At 60.7% G+C, this 18,294-nt stretch carries 15 protein-coding genes and 4 tRNA genes; 7 read left to right on the top strand and 12 right to left on the bottom strand.

Annotation, left to right across the window (positions count from 1 at the left end; translation table 11 throughout):
* Nucleotides 1-109 precede the first annotated feature (109 nt).
* The 5 genes from J3P90_RS06800 to J3P90_RS06780 form a co-directional block, all read right to left on the bottom strand.
* Complete coding sequence (locus J3P90_RS06800; RefSeq protein WP_434560141.1) at nt 110-511, bottom strand: sel1 repeat family protein; 402 nt, start codon at nt 509-511, stop codon at nt 110-112.
* Complete coding sequence (locus tag J3P90_RS06795) at nt 511-882, bottom strand: hypothetical protein (protein WP_003179080.1); 372 nt, start codon at nt 880-882, stop codon at nt 511-513. The genes J3P90_RS06800 and J3P90_RS06795 overlap by 1 nt, the downstream gene beginning before the upstream one ends.
* Nucleotides 879-1,220: a helix-turn-helix domain-containing protein gene (locus tag J3P90_RS06790; protein ID WP_434560143.1), complete on the bottom strand. Its 342-nt coding sequence runs from the start codon at nt 1,218-1,220 to the stop codon at nt 879-881. Before J3P90_RS06790 ends, J3P90_RS06795 begins: the two co-directional genes overlap by 4 nt.
* A gap of 114 nt (nt 1,221-1,334) precedes the next feature.
* Nucleotides 1,335-1,790 carry a YkvA family protein gene (locus J3P90_RS06785; protein WP_420767871.1) on the bottom strand — a complete coding sequence of 152 codons (456 nt, stop codon included), beginning with the start codon at nt 1,788-1,790 and terminating at the stop codon, nt 1,335-1,337.
* A gap of 294 nt (nt 1,791-2,084) precedes the next feature.
* Nucleotides 2,085-2,798: an FKBP-type peptidyl-prolyl cis-trans isomerase gene (locus J3P90_RS06780; RefSeq protein ID WP_030142016.1), complete on the bottom strand. Its 714-nt coding sequence runs from the start codon at nt 2,796-2,798 to the stop codon at nt 2,085-2,087.
* A gap of 270 nt (nt 2,799-3,068) precedes the next feature.
* On the opposite strand from J3P90_RS06780, the gene J3P90_RS06775 reads away from it, so the two are divergent.
* Together J3P90_RS06775 and J3P90_RS06770 are read left to right on the top strand one after the other, a co-directional pair.
* Nucleotides 3,069-4,874: a di-heme-cytochrome C peroxidase gene (locus J3P90_RS06775; RefSeq protein WP_434676010.1), complete on the top strand. Its 1,806-nt coding sequence runs from the start codon at nt 3,069-3,071 to the stop codon at nt 4,872-4,874.
* Between the two features lie 31 nt (nt 4,875-4,905).
* Complete coding sequence (locus J3P90_RS06770) at nt 4,906-6,042, top strand: catalase family protein (protein ID WP_434676009.1); 1,137 nt, start codon at nt 4,906-4,908, stop codon at nt 6,040-6,042.
* A 90-nt stretch (nt 6,043-6,132) separates the two neighbouring features.
* Here the strand turns inward: J3P90_RS06770 and J3P90_RS06765 are convergent.
* From J3P90_RS06765 to J3P90_RS06750, 4 genes are all read right to left on the bottom strand, one after another.
* Nucleotides 6,133-6,209, bottom strand: a tRNA-Asp gene (locus tag J3P90_RS06765).
* 17 nt (nt 6,210-6,226) lie between these two features.
* A tRNA-Val gene (locus J3P90_RS06760) sits at nt 6,227-6,302 on the bottom strand.
* Nucleotides 6,303-6,478: 176 nt separating this feature from the next.
* Nucleotides 6,479-6,555: transfer RNA gene (locus J3P90_RS06755), tRNA-Asp, on the bottom strand.
* A 19-nt stretch (nt 6,556-6,574) separates the two neighbouring features.
* Nucleotides 6,575-6,650: transfer RNA gene (locus tag J3P90_RS06750), tRNA-Val, on the bottom strand.
* 160 nt (nt 6,651-6,810) lie between these two features.
* Here J3P90_RS06750 and rdgC point away from each other — a divergent pair.
* The 3 genes from rdgC to sugE all read left to right on the top strand — a co-directional run bounded on the left by rdgC (nt 6,811) and on the right by sugE (nt 9,269).
* A complete protein-coding gene (gene rdgC / locus J3P90_RS06745) occupies nt 6,811-7,731 on the top strand; it encodes a recombination-associated protein RdgC (RefSeq protein ID WP_434560149.1) in 921 nt (306 codons plus the stop codon).
* 141 nt (nt 7,732-7,872) lie between these two features.
* Entirely contained in the window at nt 7,873-8,838 is a 966-nt protein-coding gene (locus tag J3P90_RS06740; RefSeq protein WP_420767875.1) for a bile acid:sodium symporter family protein, read from the top strand.
* Between the two features lie 116 nt (nt 8,839-8,954).
* Complete coding sequence (sugE, locus tag J3P90_RS06735) at nt 8,955-9,269, top strand: quaternary ammonium compound efflux SMR transporter SugE (protein WP_420767876.1); 315 nt, start codon at nt 8,955-8,957, stop codon at nt 9,267-9,269.
* Nucleotides 9,270-9,375: 106 nt separating this feature from the next.
* Here sugE and J3P90_RS06730 read toward each other — a convergent pair whose 3' ends face one another.
* From J3P90_RS06730 to J3P90_RS06720, 3 genes are all read right to left on the bottom strand, one after another.
* A complete protein-coding gene (locus J3P90_RS06730; protein WP_434676008.1) occupies nt 9,376-11,250 on the bottom strand; it encodes an MFS transporter in 1,875 nt (624 codons plus the stop codon).
* A 225-nt stretch (nt 11,251-11,475) separates the two neighbouring features.
* Complete coding sequence (locus J3P90_RS06725) at nt 11,476-12,636, bottom strand: TDT family transporter (RefSeq protein WP_434676007.1); 1,161 nt, start codon at nt 12,634-12,636, stop codon at nt 11,476-11,478.
* A gap of 103 nt (nt 12,637-12,739) precedes the next feature.
* A complete protein-coding gene (locus tag J3P90_RS06720) occupies nt 12,740-13,933 on the bottom strand; it encodes an MFS transporter (protein ID WP_420767879.1) in 1,194 nt (397 codons plus the stop codon).
* A 103-nt stretch (nt 13,934-14,036) separates the two neighbouring features.
* Here J3P90_RS06720 and J3P90_RS06715 point away from each other — a divergent pair, with 103 nt between their 5' ends.
* Both J3P90_RS06715 and J3P90_RS06710 read left to right on the top strand, forming a co-directional pair.
* Nucleotides 14,037-14,576 (top strand): TetR/AcrR family transcriptional regulator, encoded by a 540-nt coding sequence (locus J3P90_RS06715; protein ID WP_420767880.1) that lies wholly within the window; start codon nt 14,037-14,039, stop codon nt 14,574-14,576.
* Between the two features lie 244 nt (nt 14,577-14,820).
* A complete protein-coding gene (locus tag J3P90_RS06710; RefSeq protein WP_434676006.1) occupies nt 14,821-18,291 on the top strand; it encodes a hybrid sensor histidine kinase/response regulator in 3,471 nt (1,156 codons plus the stop codon).
* Nucleotides 18,292-18,294 lie beyond the last annotated feature (3 nt).

Here is an 18,294-nt window from a genome sequence, read left to right as displayed (position 1 = left end):
GGGACGGCTTGGGAAATAAGTCAGATAAGGAGGCGGAGCGCGTAGGACAATTCTTTGATTAGCCCCGCAGGGCAATCCCCCTCAGAACGGGGGAATAAGACTGAGAAAACTAAGGTTCCTGGCCCTTGAGCGACTTGAGCTTTATTTCAGCCAGTGGGTGCCCAGCCTTTGCGGCCAAGGTCCACCAGCGAGCCGCTTCCACCGGATCCGGCGCGCCAGTGGTGCTGCCGGCAAGGCTGATGACACCGAGCTGGTATGCGGCTTTGCCATCGCCGGCAAGTGCGGCGAGGCGCAGCAAGCGAATGCCCTCTTCCCGGGCGCCCAGCCCTTGGCCACGAAATGTCAGGATGTGCCCGTAGAAACTCTGGGCGCCAACGTCGCCCAGGTTCGCCATGCGTGCGAACTGACCTTCGAGCCAGGCCCAGCCACGCGGCTGTCGAACGAACCATGGCCAATGAAACAACCGGCGCGCGAGCCAATAACCAGCCCGGGCCTTGATACGCCAGAGCACTAGGCTTCCGCCGATTCGGGATATTCGTACTCGAACACCCGGACCACTTCCGAAGCATGCCAGGACGCGGCGGCTACGCCGTCGGAAGGACCGGAAAAGCGCCCAAGACGCTCGACGCATTCGAAAAATCCAGTACGCGGCAGCCGGCTGGCGCCTTGGCTGATGACCAGCGAACTGCGCAGCGGTTGTTCGGCGCGGGCGTCCAGCGCGGCCAGGTGTTCAAGCGCTGCGGTCAAGGTCTGCATGGCCGGGCTGGGGAGTTGCAAGCGTTCCAGCAAGGCGCGATAGGTCAACAAATGGCGCTGGCGCCGCGCCTGGTCCAACTCACCCAACAACCCGTCCCAATGTTGCCGACTGATGCGTACACTCACGATTCATCCCTCCAACCCGGCACCGTCAGTTCCCAGGCCAGACTGCGCTTGATAGCGGCGTCGGGCTGACGCTCACCACTCTCGATCATGGCCAGATAAGACGGGCTGATGCCTACCGTGCGGGCCAACGCCTCGATGGCGATGCCCTTCCCTTCGCGCAGACTGCGCAATTGATCCAGACCAGGGAGAACCTGGCCGGGTGCCGCCGCAGGCTGGACGTCTGCCTCGCGCGGCGGAGCTTGTTTAATGCCTGCTGCCTTCAATAACGACTGGTACTGATCCCACGGTAAAACCGCGTACTCGGGCTCTCCGTCGCGTGTGATTACTTGAATATCCATGACTACCCCGTAGGACAACAACACTTAGCGAGTCAGCTTTTTTCCTAGGAAGTGTAATCCTAAATAGCGGCTAAGGTCGCGGGGGCGATGATCTTCTGAAGGGATAGGGCTGGATCAGATCTTTTTCGGGCGTTGGAGCTGAAGTTGTTCCGGGGTATCGGGAAGTCTTTCCACCAACGCGAGCTTCTCGGGTGACTGCCGGTCTCGCCAGGCACGGAAGGCGCTCAGTTCGTCGTCGAGCGTCTTCATGATCCACGCCAGCACGGCGATGTCGTCGAACATGCCGAGCATGGGCAGCAAGTCCGGAATCGCGTCCAAGGGACTCAGGAAATACATGAGCCCGGCCACTATCGAAAGCAACGACTTGGCGCTGACTGCCCGGTATTCACCACGCCAGTAAGCCAGGCACAACGCCTGAAGCAAGCGCAGGTCGTCCTTGAGCTTGCCTAGCCGCCCTCCTTCACGCGCGCCCTTGCTGGCGACGGCAAACAGTAATGTCGGCAATCGGCCGCGGGCCAAAAGCCGTCCCGCCAGGGGCAGAAATCTCGTGAAATTCCACGGCGCCTTCATTTCTTCTCCCACTGAAATGTTATCCACACAAATTGTGGATAACCTTGTGAACAGAGCTGCATTTCACCGCTGAAGCCCACGGTTCATAAGGGCTCGGCTTAGATCGGGCGTTTTTTACTCACATAAAAAAACCCAATATTTCATTGACTTGATTGGCCGACTGGGTCTAGCACGACGCCTGTATTGCCTATGACTGTGGTCGCTGCCGGGCGTTCGGTTTTTTTGCTCATTTACCGAAAGCCGAATGCAACAACGCCCCGCATGAGCGAGGCGTTGTCTTTATAGCAGACGCGATTACTTGGCTGCGTCTTCTTTTGCCGGGTCCTTGATGGCCAGCAGCTCCAGGTCGAACACCAGGACCGAGTTGGCAGGGATCGCCGGGCTCGGGCTCTGGGCGCCGTACGCCAGGTCACTTGGGATGTACAGCTTGTACTTCTCACCGACGTGCATCAATTGCAGGCCTTCGACCCAACCTGGGATCACACCGCTGACCGGCAGGTCAATCGGGCTACCACGCTCCACGGAACTGTCGAAGACAGTACCGTTGGTCAGCTTGCCGGTGTAGTGAACGGTCACTACGTCGGTCGGCTTGGGCTGCGCGCCGTCGGCTTTCTTGACGACTTCATACTGCAGGCCCGAAGCGGTGGTGGTCACGCCGGCCTTCTTGCCATTTTCTTCGAGGAATTTCTTGCCAGCCGCAGCCGACTCTTCGCTCATCTTGGCCATGCGCTCTTCGGCACGTTTTTGCAGTGCGGCAAAGGCCTCGACCAACTCTTCGTCTTTCAGCTTCTGTTCTTTCTTGCCGACGGCATCTTCGATGCCCTGGGCCACTGCTTTGGAGTCCAGGTCATCCATACCTTCCTGAGCCAGGCTCTTGCCCATGTTCAGGCCGATACCGTAGGAAGCTTTCTGCGCCGGGGTTTTCAGCTCTACGCTGGTCTGCGAGTCGCAACCCGCCAGTACCAGGCCAACCAGGGCAACCGCCGCCGCCAACCGATGCTGTTTCATGCTATTTCCTTGTTCATGCGCCTAAAGGGCAATCGAGTAAAGCCGCGAGCTTATCAGGCGGCCACGACCAATGGCTACCGGCATGTGAGCCGCAAAGTGATGATAAGTTCAGGCCGGCAAACGCTTTTTAATCCTGGGCAGATGAAGCATCTGTCATCTATTACGAACCGGGACAAATAGCCGCCCCGCCGCCAGCCCACGGTAATGGCCACTTGCCGGCCAAGCGGCACTGAGGCATAAGGGCATATCAAAAAAAACAAGGACGTTACCGTGCGCCTCCTCTCTCGCATTCTTTTGCTGATCCTCACACTGCTTGTCGTCGCCGCGGCCGTGGTGCTTTATTACGTCGCCAACCCGCGCCTGCCCGCCTATACACCTGTCGAACAGGTGCATTACCTGGAGCAATGGAGCCCCGCCGAGCGCCAAACCTACTACTTCACGCCCCAGGGCACCCAGGTCAAAGGCCTGCGCTATGACTGGTTCACCGCCTTGGAACTTCCTTTTTCGCAACAGCGCTTCGCTTCGCCGGAGTACCTGGCGCGCTTCGGTTTCCTCGTCGATCCGGCGCAGAAGGCCACGCCGGAAAACCCCGGCAACCTGCCGGTAGGCTTCACGCGGCACCAAAATGCCAGCAGCAGCGAGCAATATCTGGACATCAGCTGCGCGGCCTGCCACACCGGCGAATTGCGCTTCAAGGGCCAAGCGATACGGATCGACGGCGGTTCAGCCCAGCACGTGTTGCCATCGACTGTTCCGACGCTGCGCGGAGGTAGTTTCGGACAGGCATTGGTCGGGAGTCTCGCCTCGACTTACTACAACCCATGGAAATTCGAACGCTTCGCCCGCCAGGTATTGGGCAACGACTACGACGCCCGCCATGAAGAGTTGCGCAAGGCGTTCAAGGTGTCCCTGAACACTTTCCTGCGCACGGCCTGGAACGACACCCACCGCGGCCTCTACCCTACCGAGGAAGGCCCTGGCCGTACCGACGCCTTCGGCCGTATCGCCAATGCAAGCTTTGGCGATGCCATCTCGGCAGAAAACTACCGGGTCGCCAACGCGCCGGTGGATTACCCGCAATTATGGGAAATGTGGACATTCGACTGGGTGCAATGGAACGGCTCGGCCCAGCAACCGATGGCCCGAAATGTCGGCGAAGCGTTGGGCGTCGGTGCCACGTTGAGCTTCTTCGACGCCCAGGGCAAACCGCTACAGGGCGACGCACGCTATCCATCCAGCGTACGCGTGCGCGACCTGAACAAGATCGAAGAAACCCTGCAACTGCTCAAGCCCCCAGCGTGGCCGGAAGCATTGCTGGGCTCGATCGACAAGCCGTTGGCCGCAAAAGGCCGGGAGCTGTTTACCGAAAACTGTGCCGGCTGCCATGTGCCCAAGGTTATCCAGGGCCCCGACAGACCGGTCCAGCAATTGCACATGCTGCCGGTGAAAGTGATCGGCACCGACCCCGGCACTGCGAACAATATCGCCGACCACCGTTTCAATCTGACCAGTCTGCAATGGGATCCGGCCGAACTGGCGAAGCTGGATGTACAACTGCACCCGACCCCGACAGAGCCACTGGACCTTAGCCGGGTCTCGGTCGCCAAGGGCCTGGCCTATGTCACGGCATTCGTCGAAAACCGCGCCTATCGCGACGCCGGCGTCACGCCAGCCGAGCGCCCGGCCCTGGATGGTTTTGGCCTGCCCATCGGCGTGCGTGAACTGCGCGCCTACAAAGCGCGACCGCTGGCGGGCGTCTGGGCCACCCCGCCCTTCCTGCACAACGGCTCCGTGCCAACCCTCTATCAATTGTTGTCGCCCCAGGCTGAGCGGGCCACCACCTTCTACAAAGGCAGCTTCGAGTACGATCCGCGACACCTGGGCTATCGCACGGAGGCCTTTGCCAATGGATTTCTCTTCGATACGCGGGTCACTGGCAATCACAACAGCGGCCATGAGTTCCGCGCGGGCGAGCGAGGCAATGGCGTTATCGGTCGCTTGCTGCAACCGCAAGAGCGCTGGGCCTTGCTGGAATATTTAAAGGTGCTCGGCGGGCCACTGGAGTCGCAACTGTAATGACGAACCCCACAGGTAAAAGGATGTTTGCATGCTGATCACGCTCTGGCTGCGCCTCGGCGCCTTTTTGGGCAAGACGCTTCTATGGCTGCTGGGCATCGGGCTGCTCGGCTGGGCCCTGGCTGCCGCTTGGTTCGCCTGGCAACACAGCGGACCGGTCCCGGACAAGGAACAGATACCGCCCGACGAAAGCGCCATGACCCAGGACATCATCCAGACCGCCATCCGCATCGTCGACCAGCACCGCGAAGGTACCCGCTACCTGCGCGATGCCCATGCCAAAGCCCACGGTTGCGTCATGGCCGAAGTCCAGGTGCCCAGTGACCTGCCTGCGCCATTGCGCCAGGGTGTGTTCGCTGAACCGGGCAAGACCTGGCAGGCAACGATCCGCCTCTCCAATGGCAACGCTTATCCCCAGTTCGACAGCCTGCGCGATGCGCGGGGGATGGCGATCAAACTGCGGGACGTGCCCGGCAAGCAACTGCTGGCTGATCGGCAAACACAGGGCGAGCAGGACTTCGTGATGTTCAATCATCCGAATTTCTTCGTCAGTGATGTCGCCGAGTACCGTCAGAATGTGGCCGCGCAAGCCGATGGAAAAAAGGCAATGGCGTTCTTTCCAAGCCTGGACCCACGCACTTGGCAGATCCGCCATCTGTTTATCGCCCTGGCGACACTTTCGCCGCCTCCGGCAAGCCCGACCCAGACCACCTACTTTTCGGTTTCGCCTTACAAATTCGGCGAAGCCAATGCCAAGTTTCGCGTCACGCCGGATCCAGACAGTTGCCCAGGCTACACCTTGCCGCCTCAAAACCAGGATCTGCCGAATTTCTTGCGTAGCGCGCTGAATCAGCAGTTATCCACCGATCGCGTGCCGGCCTGTTTTGTCTTGCAGATCCAGCGCCAGGACCCGAGCAAATACATGCCGATCGAAGACACCAGTATTGAATGGAAGGAAAGCGATGCGCCGTTCGAAACAGTGGCGCGGATCAAGGTTCCGGCACAGGATTTCGATACGCCCAAGCTGAACCTGGCGTGTGACAACCAGTCTTTCAACCCGTGGTTTGGCATCGAGGCCCATCGACCCATTGGTGGGATCAACCGTTTGCGCAAGGCAGTGTACGAGGCGGTCAGCGATTACCGCCACAGCCGGAACGCTGAGCAGTAGCAAGGGACCAAATGACAGGCAACAAAAAGCCCGCTCAATGAGCGGGCTTTTTGGTTAGCACTTGGCGTTCAGTGTTCCAAGTGCCGAATATGGCGCAGCGGACGGGACTCGAACCCGCGACCCCCGGCGTGACAGGCCGGTATTCTAACCGACTGAACTACCGCTGCGCGTAACATTGAAAGTTTGGTGGGTGATGACGGGATCGAACCGCCGACATTCTGCTTGTAAGGCAGACGCTCTCCCAGCTGAGCTAATCACCCTTCACTTTCGATGCGGGGCGCATTCTCTCACAGTTTTTTATAACGTGCTGATTTAATTGATAAATTCAGCAAAAAAATGTGATTCACACGCACCGCGGTAACTGCAAACAGCAAAAAGCCCGCGTTAGCGGGCTTTCTGTGGTGACCTGGCGTTCAGTGTTCCAGGTAACCGAATATGGCGCAGCGGACGGGACTCGAACCCGCGACCCCCGGCGTGACAGGCCGGTATTCTAACCGACTGAACTACCGCTGCGCGTAACACTGGAAGCGAATGGTGGGTGATGACGGGATCGAACCGCCGACATTCTGCTTGTAAGGCAGACGCTCTCCCGGCTGAGCTAATCACCCTTCACTTTCGGTGTGGCGCGCATTCTACGGAGCACTCCCCGACCTGGCAAGCACTTTTTAAATTAATTTTTTCAGGTCTTCCAAAGGCTTAGCGAAGGGTTGGCCTATGACGCCGCGAAGAGAATAATGCCCCCCTTTGTATAAAGGAGAGACTCACCCCATGTGGTTCAAGAACCTGCTTATCTATCGCCTGACCCAAGATCTGCCTTTTGATGCCGAGGCGTTGGAAACTGCACTGGCGAGCAAACTGGCGCGCCCCTGTGCAAGCCAGGAGTTGACCACTTACGGTTTCGTCGCGCCATTTGGCAAAGGCGAAGACGCACCCCTGGTCCACGTCAGCCAGGACTTCCTGTTGATCGCCGCACGCAAGGAAGAACGCATCCTGCCGGGCAGCGTCGTGCGCGACGCGGTCAAGGAAAAGGTCGAAGAGATCGAAGCCGAGCAAATGCGCAAGGTCTATAAAAAGGAACGGGACCAGATCAAGGATGAAATCATCCAGGCGTTCCTGCCTCGTGCGTTTATCCGACGCTCGTCTACCTTTGCCGCCATCGCGCCAAAACAGGGCCTGATTCTGGTCAACTCCGCCAGCCCGAAACGTGCCGAAGACCTGCTCTCCACCCTGCGCGAAGTCATCGGCTCACTGCCGGTACGCCCACTCACAGTGAAGACAGCGCCTACCGCGATCATGACCGACTGGGTCAAGACGCAGAAAGCCGCGGATGATTTCTACGTGCTGGACGAATGTGAGCTGCGCGATACCCATGAAGACGGTGGCATCGTCCGTTGCAAGCGCCAGGACCTGACCAGTGACGAGATCCAACTGCACTTGAACACCGGCAAGGTGGTGACGCAGCTGTCGCTGGCCTGGCAGGACAAGCTGTCCTTCGTGCTCGACGACAAGATGGTGGTCAAGCGCCTCAAGTTCGAAGACCTGTTGCAGGACCAGGCGGAGCAGGATGGCGGCGATGAAGCCCTCGGCCAACTGGATGCCAGCTTTACCCTCATGATGCTGACGTTCGGCGAATTCCTGCCGGCGTTGGTTGAAGCGCTGGGTGGGGAAGAGATTCCGCAGGGGATCTAAGAAGTAACGATTGCCCTGTGGGAGCGAGCCTGCTCGCGATAGCGGTATGACAGCCACCGAGGTGTTGACTGACACGCCGCTATCGCGAGCAAGCTCGCCCCCACATTAGTATTTGGTGTTCTTAATAATAAGGATCAGGTCATGCGTGCGTTGGCTGCGTTAAGCCGCTTTGTCGGCAATACATTCGCTTATTGGGTGCTGTTCTTTGCGGTGTTGGCGTTCATGCAACCGCAATGGTTCGTCGATTTGAAAGTCGCCATCGTGCCACTGCTGGGACTGGTGATGTTCGGCATGGGCCTGGCACTCAAGCTCGAAGACTTCGCCGAAGTGGCTCGTCGTCCAGGACGCGTGGCCCTGGGCGTGATTGCCCAGTTCGTGATCATGCCGGGCACCGCCTGGCTGCTCTGCCAAGCGTTCAGCCTGCCGCCGGAAATCGCCGTCGGGGTCATTCTGGTGGGTTGCTGCCCGAGTGGAACCTCGTCCAACGTCATGACCTGGCTCGCACGCGGTGACCTGGCGCTGGCCGTGGCGATTTCCGCCATCACCACCCTGCTTGCCCCTTTGCTGACCCCGGCGCTGATCTGGCTGCTGGCGTCGGCCTGGTTGCCGGTGTCGTTCTCCGCCTTGTTCTGGTCGATCCTGCAAATCGTGTTGCTACCCATTGCCTTGGGCATCGTTGCCCAGCGCTTGTTGGGTGCGCGGGTACGTCACGCCGTAGAAGTCCTGCCGCTGGTATCGGTGGTCAGTATCGTGATCATCGTCGCCGCCGTGGTGGCGGCCAGCCAGGCGAAAATCGCCGAATCCGGCCTGTTGATCATGGCTATCGTCATCCTGCATAACAGCTTCGGTTATCTGCTGGGGTATTTCACCGGTCGGCTGTTTGGATTGCCACTGGCCCAGCGCAAAACCTTGTCCCTGGAAGTAGGCATGCAGAACTCCGGCCTAGGCGCGGCATTGGCCAGTGCGCACTTCTCGCCGCTGGCGGCGGTGCCCAGCGCTTTGTTCAGCGTCTGGCACAACATCTCCGGCGCCCTGCTCTCGACCTGGTTCCGTCGCATGAGCGAAAAGCAGGACAGAGAAGAGCTCTCCCGGCAGACGGCGGACTGATAGGCGGACTTGACCGAACAGTCAGCATTGGGCATTCTGGCGCCCGATGCGGGGACGACCCTGCGCGCCATAGCGTTTTTGTCCGGGGACGACCCCATCCATCGATGAGGTGTGTGATGTCCTGGATCATTCTGTTTTTTGCCGGCCTGTTCGAAGTCGGCTGGGCTGTCGGCCTTAAATACACCGACGGCTTCAGCCGCCCGCTTCCTACCGCATTGACCATCGCGGCCATGGCGATCAGCCTTGGCCTGCTGGGCCTTGCCATGAAGGAACTGCCGCTGGGCACGGCCTACGCAATCTGGACCGGGGTCGGTGCCGTAGGCACGGTGATCGCCGGGATCATTCTGTTTGGTGAATCGATGGCACTGATCCGATTGGCCAGCGTCGCGTTGATCATTGCCGGGCTGATCGGGCTCAAGGCCAGCGCTTAAGCCTCCACCGCCTTCGCGAGCACGCTCGCTCCCACAGTCGACCGAGTGAATGCGGTCCATTGTGGGAGCGAGCCTGCTCGCGAAGAGGCCCGCAAAATAACAGCTATTACCTGACAGCCCCACGCAACTCGCCCACCAACGCCTGCAACTTCGCAGGCTCAGCCGACTCGACCGCTACCGCCGTCCCCGCCACCAAGGTCACGCGGGACCAGAACCGACGGAACATCCCTTTACCTGGGTCGCGACTGAAGAAACTCCCCCACAACCCCTGCAACGCCAGCGGAATCACCGGCACCGGCGTTTCCTGAAGGATGCGCGTCAAGCCGCTCCTGAATTCATTGATCTCACCGTCGGCGGTCAACTTTCCTTCAGGGAAGATGCACACCAACTCGCCGTTTTCCAAATATTGGGCGATGCGGCTGAAGGCCTTTTCGTAGATATGAATATCTTCCTGGCGTCCGGCAATCGGAATCGTCCCAGCGGTTCGAAAGATAAAGTTCAGGATCGGCAGGTTGTAGATCTTGTAGTACATCACGAAGCGAATCGGCCGACGCACCGCACCGCCAATCAACAAGGCATCGACAAACGACACGTGATTGCACACCAGCAGCGCGGCACCCTCATCGGGAATCGCCTCCAGGTTGCGATGCTCCACACGGTACATGGAATGGCTGAGCAGCCAAATCATGAAGCGCATGCTGAACTCGGGGACGATCTTGAAGATGTAGGCGTTGACGCCAATGTTCAGCAGCGACACCACCAAAAACAGCTGGGGGATCGACAGCTTGGCCAGGCTCAGCAGGACGATGGAAACGATCGCCGAGACCACCATGAACAAGGCGTTGAGAATATTGTTGGCGGCGATCACCCGCGCCCGCTCGTTCTCAACGGTACGCGACTGGATCAGCGCATACAGCGGCACGATGTAGAAGCCGCCAAAGATACCCAGGCCGAGGATATCGATCAGGACCAGCCAGGCGTGGCCAAACCCGAGAATCTGCAGCCAGCCATGGCCGTCGGCGCTGTCGGGGATTCCACCGGAGTGCCACCACAGCAGCAGGCCGAACACCGTCAGCCCGAACGAACCGAACGGCACCAGGCCGATTTCCACTTTGCGCCCTGACAGTCTTTCGCAGAGCATCGAACCCAGGGCAATCCCTACTGAAAAAACCGTGAGAATCAGGGTCACCACGGTTTCGTCGCCGTGCATCCATTCCTTGGCGTACGCGGGAATCTGCGTCAGGTAGATCGCCCCGACGAACCAGAACCAAGAGTTGCCGACAATGGAGCGGGACACCGCCGGAGTCTGCCCGAGGCCCAGCTTCAAGGTCGCCCACGATTGGCTGAAAATATTCCAGTTCAAGCGCATCTGCGGCGAGGCCGCCGCCGCCCGTGGGATGCCGCGGCTGGCGAGGTAACCGGCCACGGCAATGCCGACAATGGCCACCGACACCACCGGCGCGTAGTGCGCCGAAGACATCATGATCCCCGCACCGATGGTCCCCGCCAGGATGGCCAGGAATGTACCCATTTCCACCAGGCCATTGCCACCGACCAGTTCGTCTTCGCGCAGGGCTTGCGGCAGGATCGAATATTTCACCGGCCCGAACAACGCCGAGTGGGTGCCCATGGCGAACAGCGCCACCAGCATCAGCCACAGGTGATCGAACAGGAAACCCACCGCGCCGACCGCCATGATCGCGATTTCGCCCAGCTTGATCAGGCGGATCAAGGCGTCCTTGGCGAACTTCTCCCCAAACTGCCCCGCCAGCGCCGAGAACAGGAAGAACGGCAGAATGAACAGCAGCGCGCAAAGGTTGACCCAGATCGAGCGGTCGCCCTCGATGGCCAGTTTGTAGAGAATGGCGAGGATCAATGATTGCTTGAAGACGTTGTCGTTGAACGCGCCAAGGGACTGCGTAACGAAGAACGGCAGAAAGCGCCGCGTGCGAAGCAAGGTGAACTGTGAAGGGTGACTCATCTTCCATGTTCCTGAGTGGCGTGGACGCTTATTGGAATGACGCTTTTTCGATCCAGGCCACACATTACCTGTCTTTGGCGATTATTTCCCCAGCACTTCCTGTGTCCTGTTTCGCAAATACGTTTCTTTTTGGCGAGTGGCTGTTGTCGTCAGGCAAGGCGCAGCAACGAGTCATAGCCGGTTATGGCGAGGAGCGGCAACGCTGCATGACGACAACAGACGCAGTCAAGAAGGAGCAGTATTTGAGGTACAGGACACTAGGCACGGCGACACAAACAACTCGCCATGCCAGGCGCCGACCAGCGTGCGCCAGCTGACGATCAGCCACATCACCACCAGCAGCGCCACCAGCCCGCAGCCGAACACGCTGAAGAAATCCAGGTCCAGAAGGCTTGCCAGCTTCAGCGTCGTCAGCGCATACACGCCCAAGGGAAAGGTGAATCCCCACCAGCCGAGGTTGAACGGGATGCCTTCACGCAAATAGCGCGCGGTGATCAATAGCGCCATCAACATCCACCAGAATCCGAAGCCCCACAGGGTGATACCGGCGACCAACCCCAGGCCCGATGCAACCTCGCCCACGCCCGGCAGGCCATTGGCGGCAAGAATCACCGGCGCATCGCCGCCCAGCACCAACATGCCCAGTGCGCCGGTGCCGATGGGGCCGAGGGCCAGCCAGCTCGAAGCGGCCATGTTCTCGTGGGGCAGTTTGTGCAAGGCCATGCGCAACAGCAGGATGGTCAGAATGCTGAACGCCACCGGTAGGGAAAATGCCCAGAGTATGTAGCTGGTGACCAATATGATCAGTTGCGAATGCACGTCAGCCAGGTGCGGCGCCAGCAGGCCACCGCTGACGGCGGCGACTTCGGCGGCCACCACGGGCAACAGCCACACGGCGGTCATCTGGTCGATGCGGTGTTCCTGGCGGGTGGACATCAGGAACGGGATCAGCACACCGCAGGCCAGCGACATCGCCACGTCAGTCCACCACAACGCCTCGACCAGCGACAACACGCCCTCGCCCCAGCGCGGTACGCCGAACACCAGGAAACCGTTGATGATCGTTGCCAGCCCCATCGGGATCGTGCCGAAGAACATCGACACGGTTGAATGCCCGAAAATCCGCCGGGCCTCGTCGAAGAACAACACCCAGCGAGCAGTGTAGAGCCCGGTGAACAGGGCAAACAGGACGATATTGAACAGCCACAATCCTTGCGCAATCGCATATACGCCAGGGTTGGCCCCAGGCAGTTGTGCCAGGGCCAACGCCAGCACACCGGTGCCCATGGTCGCGGCAAACCAGTTCGGCGTGAATTGGCGGACGACTTCCAATGGCCCCGGCAAATGGCTCAGCGGTCGAAAACGGTTTTCAGCAAAGCAGGTCATGATCACTCCTCTCCTCGGATGAGGTGGAGCTATGCTAGAACCGGATCGAATATCTATATAACGGGTAATTTCTCTATATCTATTCTGTTCTATAGATAAGCAATCAGGGCCGAAGCCCGTCCGCCAGCGGCCGTGCGGGTTCACGCAACAAGCCCACCAGCGCGCCGGCGGCCATGACAATCAACACCGCGCCGTAGCCGTCCGTGGTCGGAATCAGGCCGAAAATACGGGTCAGATTCCCCGCCAGCAACGATGGCAGGCTGAAGGCCAGATAGCTGAGCACATAGAACGCCGACATCAAGCCAGCCCGCTCGTGGGGCAAGGCCAAGGGCATGATGCTGCGCAGCGCGCCGATGAATCCCGCGCCGAAACCGCTGCCGGTCACCAGCGTGCCGATGAAAAACAACGGCAGGCTGGCCGCGTGTACGGCCATCAACACCAGGGCCAGGCCAAGCACCAGCAGCGTCGCGCCAAGACGCAGCATCATTTGCGCGGCGCGGTTACGCAACATGTAGATCGACAATGCGCCGCTGAGTGTCAGCACGGCCACCAGCGAGCCGCCGATCAGGTTCGATGTCGAACCGGTGGCGGCGCGAACCAGGGACGGCGCCAGGGACAGATAGAAACCACCGACCGCCCAGGCCGCCAGGTCCAGCGGCAGGATCAGCCACAACGCGCGCCGCGCCTGGACCGGCACATGCAAGGTGGGGCGCAACGACCGCCAGGCCCCGGGCTGCGGGCTAACGCTTTCGGCCAGGCGCCAGAGATAAACCGCCTGGACCAGAAACAACGCCAGCAGCAGCCAATAAGTCAGTTGCAACGGCATCGGCGCAAATTCTGCCAGCAGGCCACACCCCATCGCGCCACACGCCATGCCCAGCAGGGGCGCAACGCTGGTGACTAGGGGGCCTTGCTGGCGATCGAAGTCGAGCAACGCGGCGCCCAGCACACTGGTGGCCATGCCGGTGGCGAAGCCTTGTATCAGTCGCGCGCCCATCAACCAGCCCACACTGTCGGCATTGATGAATAGCAGCATCGCTAGCATGTTGAGCAATAATGCCGCGAAGATCACCGGTCTGCGACCGAGGTAATCGGACAACGAGCCGACGACCAGCAAGGCCGCCAACAGACTGAACGCATACACACCGAAGATCAGCGTGAGGATCGCCGGAGAGAACTGCAGATGTTCCTGGTAGAGGTGATACAACGGCGTCGGCGCGCTGGAGGCCGCCAGAAAACCGAGCAAGGTGATCGCCAGGAAGATGAGACTGGCGCGGGTCGAAGCTGGACGAGACATGGGCACGCTCCACGAGGAGATTCATAAAAGCTAATTTTTTGCTTTTGCGGAGTGTGCTACCGGCATGCGCTTAAAGCAAATTCTTTGTGTTAAGGTCCGATGCATGGCTATTAAAGAAGGTTTACGCCCCGGCGGCAGAAGTGCCCGGGTTCAGGAGTCGATTCACTCGGCGGTACGCGCCCTGCTCCAGGAGCAGGACCGCGCCACCTTGACCGTGCCGCAAATCGCCGCGCGCGCCGGGGTCACGCCGTCCACCATCTACCGGCGCTGGGGCGATCTGCCGGCGCTGTTGGCCGATGTTGCCATCGCGCGCATGCGCCCGGACAGCGAGCCAGCCAACACTGGCAGCCTGCGCGGCGACCTGCGCGCCTGGGCCGAGCAATACCTCGACGAGATGAGTTCAGAACCTGGCCGCAATATGATGCGTGACATCCAGGCTTGCGCCACGCCGGGGTATTGCGTGGGCATTATCAGCGGCCAGTTGCAGATCATCCTGGATCGTTATCCCGACGAGCCGAATCCCGGGATCGAGCGGTTGGTGAACGTGATCGTGGCGCCGACGGTGTTTCGCATCCTCTTCGCCACCGCGCCGCTGGAGGTCGAGGAGCTGTATCGGTTGGTGGATATGGCGTTGGATCAGTGAAAATGCCATCGCGAGCAAGCTCGCTCCCACATTGGATTTCGGTGTGCCACAAATCTTGTATTCGATAAATAGCCATTGTGGGAGCGAGCTTGCTCGCGATGAGGCCGGCAACATCGCTGCATAAAAAAATCCCACCCGCGACACCCCGCCACGCCTCGACCTTGGTCGACACTGACGAACCCGAGCGGGCGTGCGAGACTGTCTTGCCGGGCCCAAGCCCGGGCGTATTTGTCTGGGAGTTTCCATGTCGCTGTCCAGCGGGCTGATCGCCGTTGTCGCCCTGGCCTATATGGCCATCATGTTTGCCATCGCCTTTTACGGCGACCGACGCAGCACACCGCTGCCACCACGTGTGCGCGCGTGGGTCTACAGCCTGTCGCTCGCGGTGTATTGCACCAGCTGGACGTTTTTCGGCGCCGTGGGCCAGGCCGCCGAACAGCTCTGGTCATTCCTGCCGATCTACCTCGGGCCGATCCTGCTGCTGGTACTGGCGCCGTGGGTCTTGCAGAAGATGGTGATGATCAGCAAGCAGGAGAACATCACCTCCATCGCCGACTTCATCGCCGCCCGCTACGGCAAATCCCAATCACTGGCAGTGGTGGTCGCCCTGATCTGCCTGGTCGGCGTGCTGCCTTACATTGCCTTGCAGCTCAAGGGTATCGTGCTCGGCGTGAACCTGTTGATCGGCGCCGGTGCCGACGCCATGGGCACCCGAGCGCAGAATACTGCGTTGATCGTCTCGCTGATCCTGGCGCTGTTCACCATCGTCTTCGGCACTCGCAACCTCGACGCCACCGAGCACCACCGCGGCATGGTGTTGGCGATTGCCTTTGAATCGCTGGTCAAGCTGTTCGCCTTCCTGGCGGTTGGCGCGTTCGTCACGTTTGGCCTTTATGACGGCTTCGACGACCTGTTCAACCAGGCGATGCTCGCGCCACGGTTGGAGCAGTATTGGAAGGAGACCATCAACTGGCCGTCCATGGTGGTGCAAACCGGCGTGGCGATGATGGCGATCATCTGCCTGCCACGGCAGTTCCACGTCACCGTGGTGGAGAACATCGAACCCCAGGACCTGCGCCTGGCCAAATGGGTGTTCCCCGCCTACCTGGCCCTGGCCGCCCTGTTCGTGGTGCCGATCGCCCTCGCCGGGCAAATGATGTTGCCCAGCTCGGTACTGCCGGATTCGTTCGTCATCAGCCTGCCACTCGCCCAGGCCCATCCGGCGCTGGCGGTGCTGGCCTTCATCGGCGGCGCCTCGGCCGCCACCGGCATGGTCATCGTGGCGAGTGTCGCCCTGTCGACCATGGTCTCCAACGACATGCTGCTGCCATGGCTATTGCGCCGCAACAACGCCGAGCGGCCTTTCGAAGTGTTCCGCCAATGGATGCTGTCGGTACGCCGGGTGAGCATCGTTGCGATTCTCCTATTGGCTTATGTCAGCTACCGGCTGCTGGGTTCGACCGCGAGCCTGGCCACCATCGGCCAGATCGCCTTCGCCGCCGTGACGCAACTGGCACCCGCCATGATCGGCGCGCTGTACTGGAAACAGGCGAATCGACGCGGCGTGTTCGCCGGCCTCGCCATGGGCATATTCCTGTGGTTCTACACGCTGGTGCTGCCGATCGCCGCCCATAGCCTGGGCTGGTCACTGAGCAGCTTCCCCGGCCTGGCCTGGCTGCATGGCAATCCGCTGGATTTGCCGATCACGCCGCTGACCCAAGGTGTCGTCCTGTCCCTGGCGGGCAATTTCATATTGTTCGCCTGGGTTTCGGTCCTGTCGCGCACACGTGTGTCGGAGCATTGGCAGGCTGGACGCTTCATCGGTCAGGAAATCAGCGCCCGACCCAATCCTCGCTCGATGCTGGCGGTCCAGATCGAGGATCTGTTGCAGCTGGCGGCCCGCTTCGTCGGCGAAGAACGGGCGCGCCAGAGCTTCATTCGCTTTGCCTATCGCCAAGGCAAAGGCTTCAACCCGAGCCAGAACGCCGACAGCGAATGGATCGCCCATACCGAGCGGCTGCTGGCCGGTGTACTCGGCGCGTCGTCGACGCGAGCCGTGGTGAAAGCGGCCATCGAAGGCCGCGAGATGCAACTGGAAGACGTCGTGCGGATCGCCGACGAAGCGTCCGAAGTGCTGCAATTCAACCGAGCGCTGCTGCAAGGCGCCATCGAAAACATCACCCAGGGCATCAGCGTGGTCGACCAGTCCCTCAGGCTCGTGGCCTGGAACCGTCGATACCTGGAACTGTTCAACTACCCCGACGGCTTGATCAGCGTCGGTCGGCCGATCGCCGACATCATCCGCTACAACGCCGAGCGCGGCCTTTGTGGCCCGGGCGAGGCCGAAGTCCATGTCGCCCGGCGCCTGCATTGGATGCGCCAGGGCCGCGCGCACACCTCGGAACGCCTGTTCCCCAACGGCCGTGTGATCGAGCTGATCGGCAACCCGATGCCCGGCGGCGGTTTCGTCATGAGTTTCACGGACATCACTGCTTACCGCGAAGCCGAACAGGCCTTGACCGAAGCCAACGAAGGGCTGGAACAGCGGGTGGCCGAACGCACCCGCGAACTGTCGCAACTCAACCTCGCGCTGACCGAAGCCAAGAGCACGGCCGAAGCCGCGTACCAGTCCAAGACCCGCTTTCTGGCCGCTGTCAGCCATGACTTGATGCAGCCTCTCAACGCCGCGCGCCTGTTCTCCGCCGCGCTTTCCCATCAGCACGACGGCTTGCCGAGCGAAGCCCGGCAGTTGGTGCAACATCTGGACAGCTCGTTGCGCTCGGCCGAGGACTTGATCACGGACCTGCTGGACATCTCCCGATTGGAAAACGGCAAGATCAACCCCGACCGCAAGCCGTTTGTCCTCAATGATCTATTCGATACCCTCGGCGCCGAGTTCACCGTGCTGGCTCGAGAGCAAGGCTTGAAATTCCGGGTTCGCGGCTCGCGGCTGCGGATCGACAGCGACATCAAGCTGCTGCGCCGCGTGCTGCAGAACTTCCTCACCAATGCCTTCCGCTACGCCAAGGGCCCGGTGCTGCTAGGCGTGCGCCGGGGCAACGGCGAGCTGTGTCTGGAGGTCTGGGACCGCGGGCCGGGGATCGCCGAAGACAAGCTGCAGGTCATCTTCGAAGAATTCAAACGCCTGGACAGCCATCAGACCCGGGCCGAAAAAGGGCTCGGCCTCGGCCTGGCAATTGCCGATGGACTGTGTCGCGTGCTCGGCCATACCTTGCGCGTGCGTTCCTGGCCAGGGCGCGGCAGCGTGTTCAGCGTCAGCGTGCCATTGGCCAGTAGCCAAGCCGTCGAGCCCACTGTCGTGATCGAAGCCAACGGCCATTTGCCCAGCGGCGCACAGGTGCTGTGTGTCGATAACGAAGACAGCATCCTGATCGGCATGAACAGCCTGCTGACCCGCTGGGGGTGCCGCGTATGGACGGCGCGTAATCGTGAAGAATGCGAGCGCTGGCTCGCCCAGGGCGGGCGGCCGCAACTGGCGCTGGTGGATTTTCACCTGGACGACGGCGAAACCGGGACCGAACTGATGGCCTGGTTGCGCACGCGCATGGGCGAGCCGGTGCCCGGAGTGGTGATCAGTGCCGATGGCCGGCCCGAGACCGTGGCCCAGGTGCATGCGGCGGGATTGGATTACTTGGCCAAGCCGGTGAAGCCGGCGGCGTTGAGGGCGTTGTTGAGCCGGCACTTGCCGTTGTAATAG

Source organism: Pseudomonas sp. D3-10 (genome assembly GCF_051132175.1).
GTDB lineage: Bacteria > Pseudomonadota > Gammaproteobacteria > Pseudomonadales > Pseudomonadaceae > Aquipseudomonas.
The sequence above is the reverse complement of the archived record's forward strand: the minus strand, read 5'-3'. Positions and strand labels throughout refer to the sequence as shown.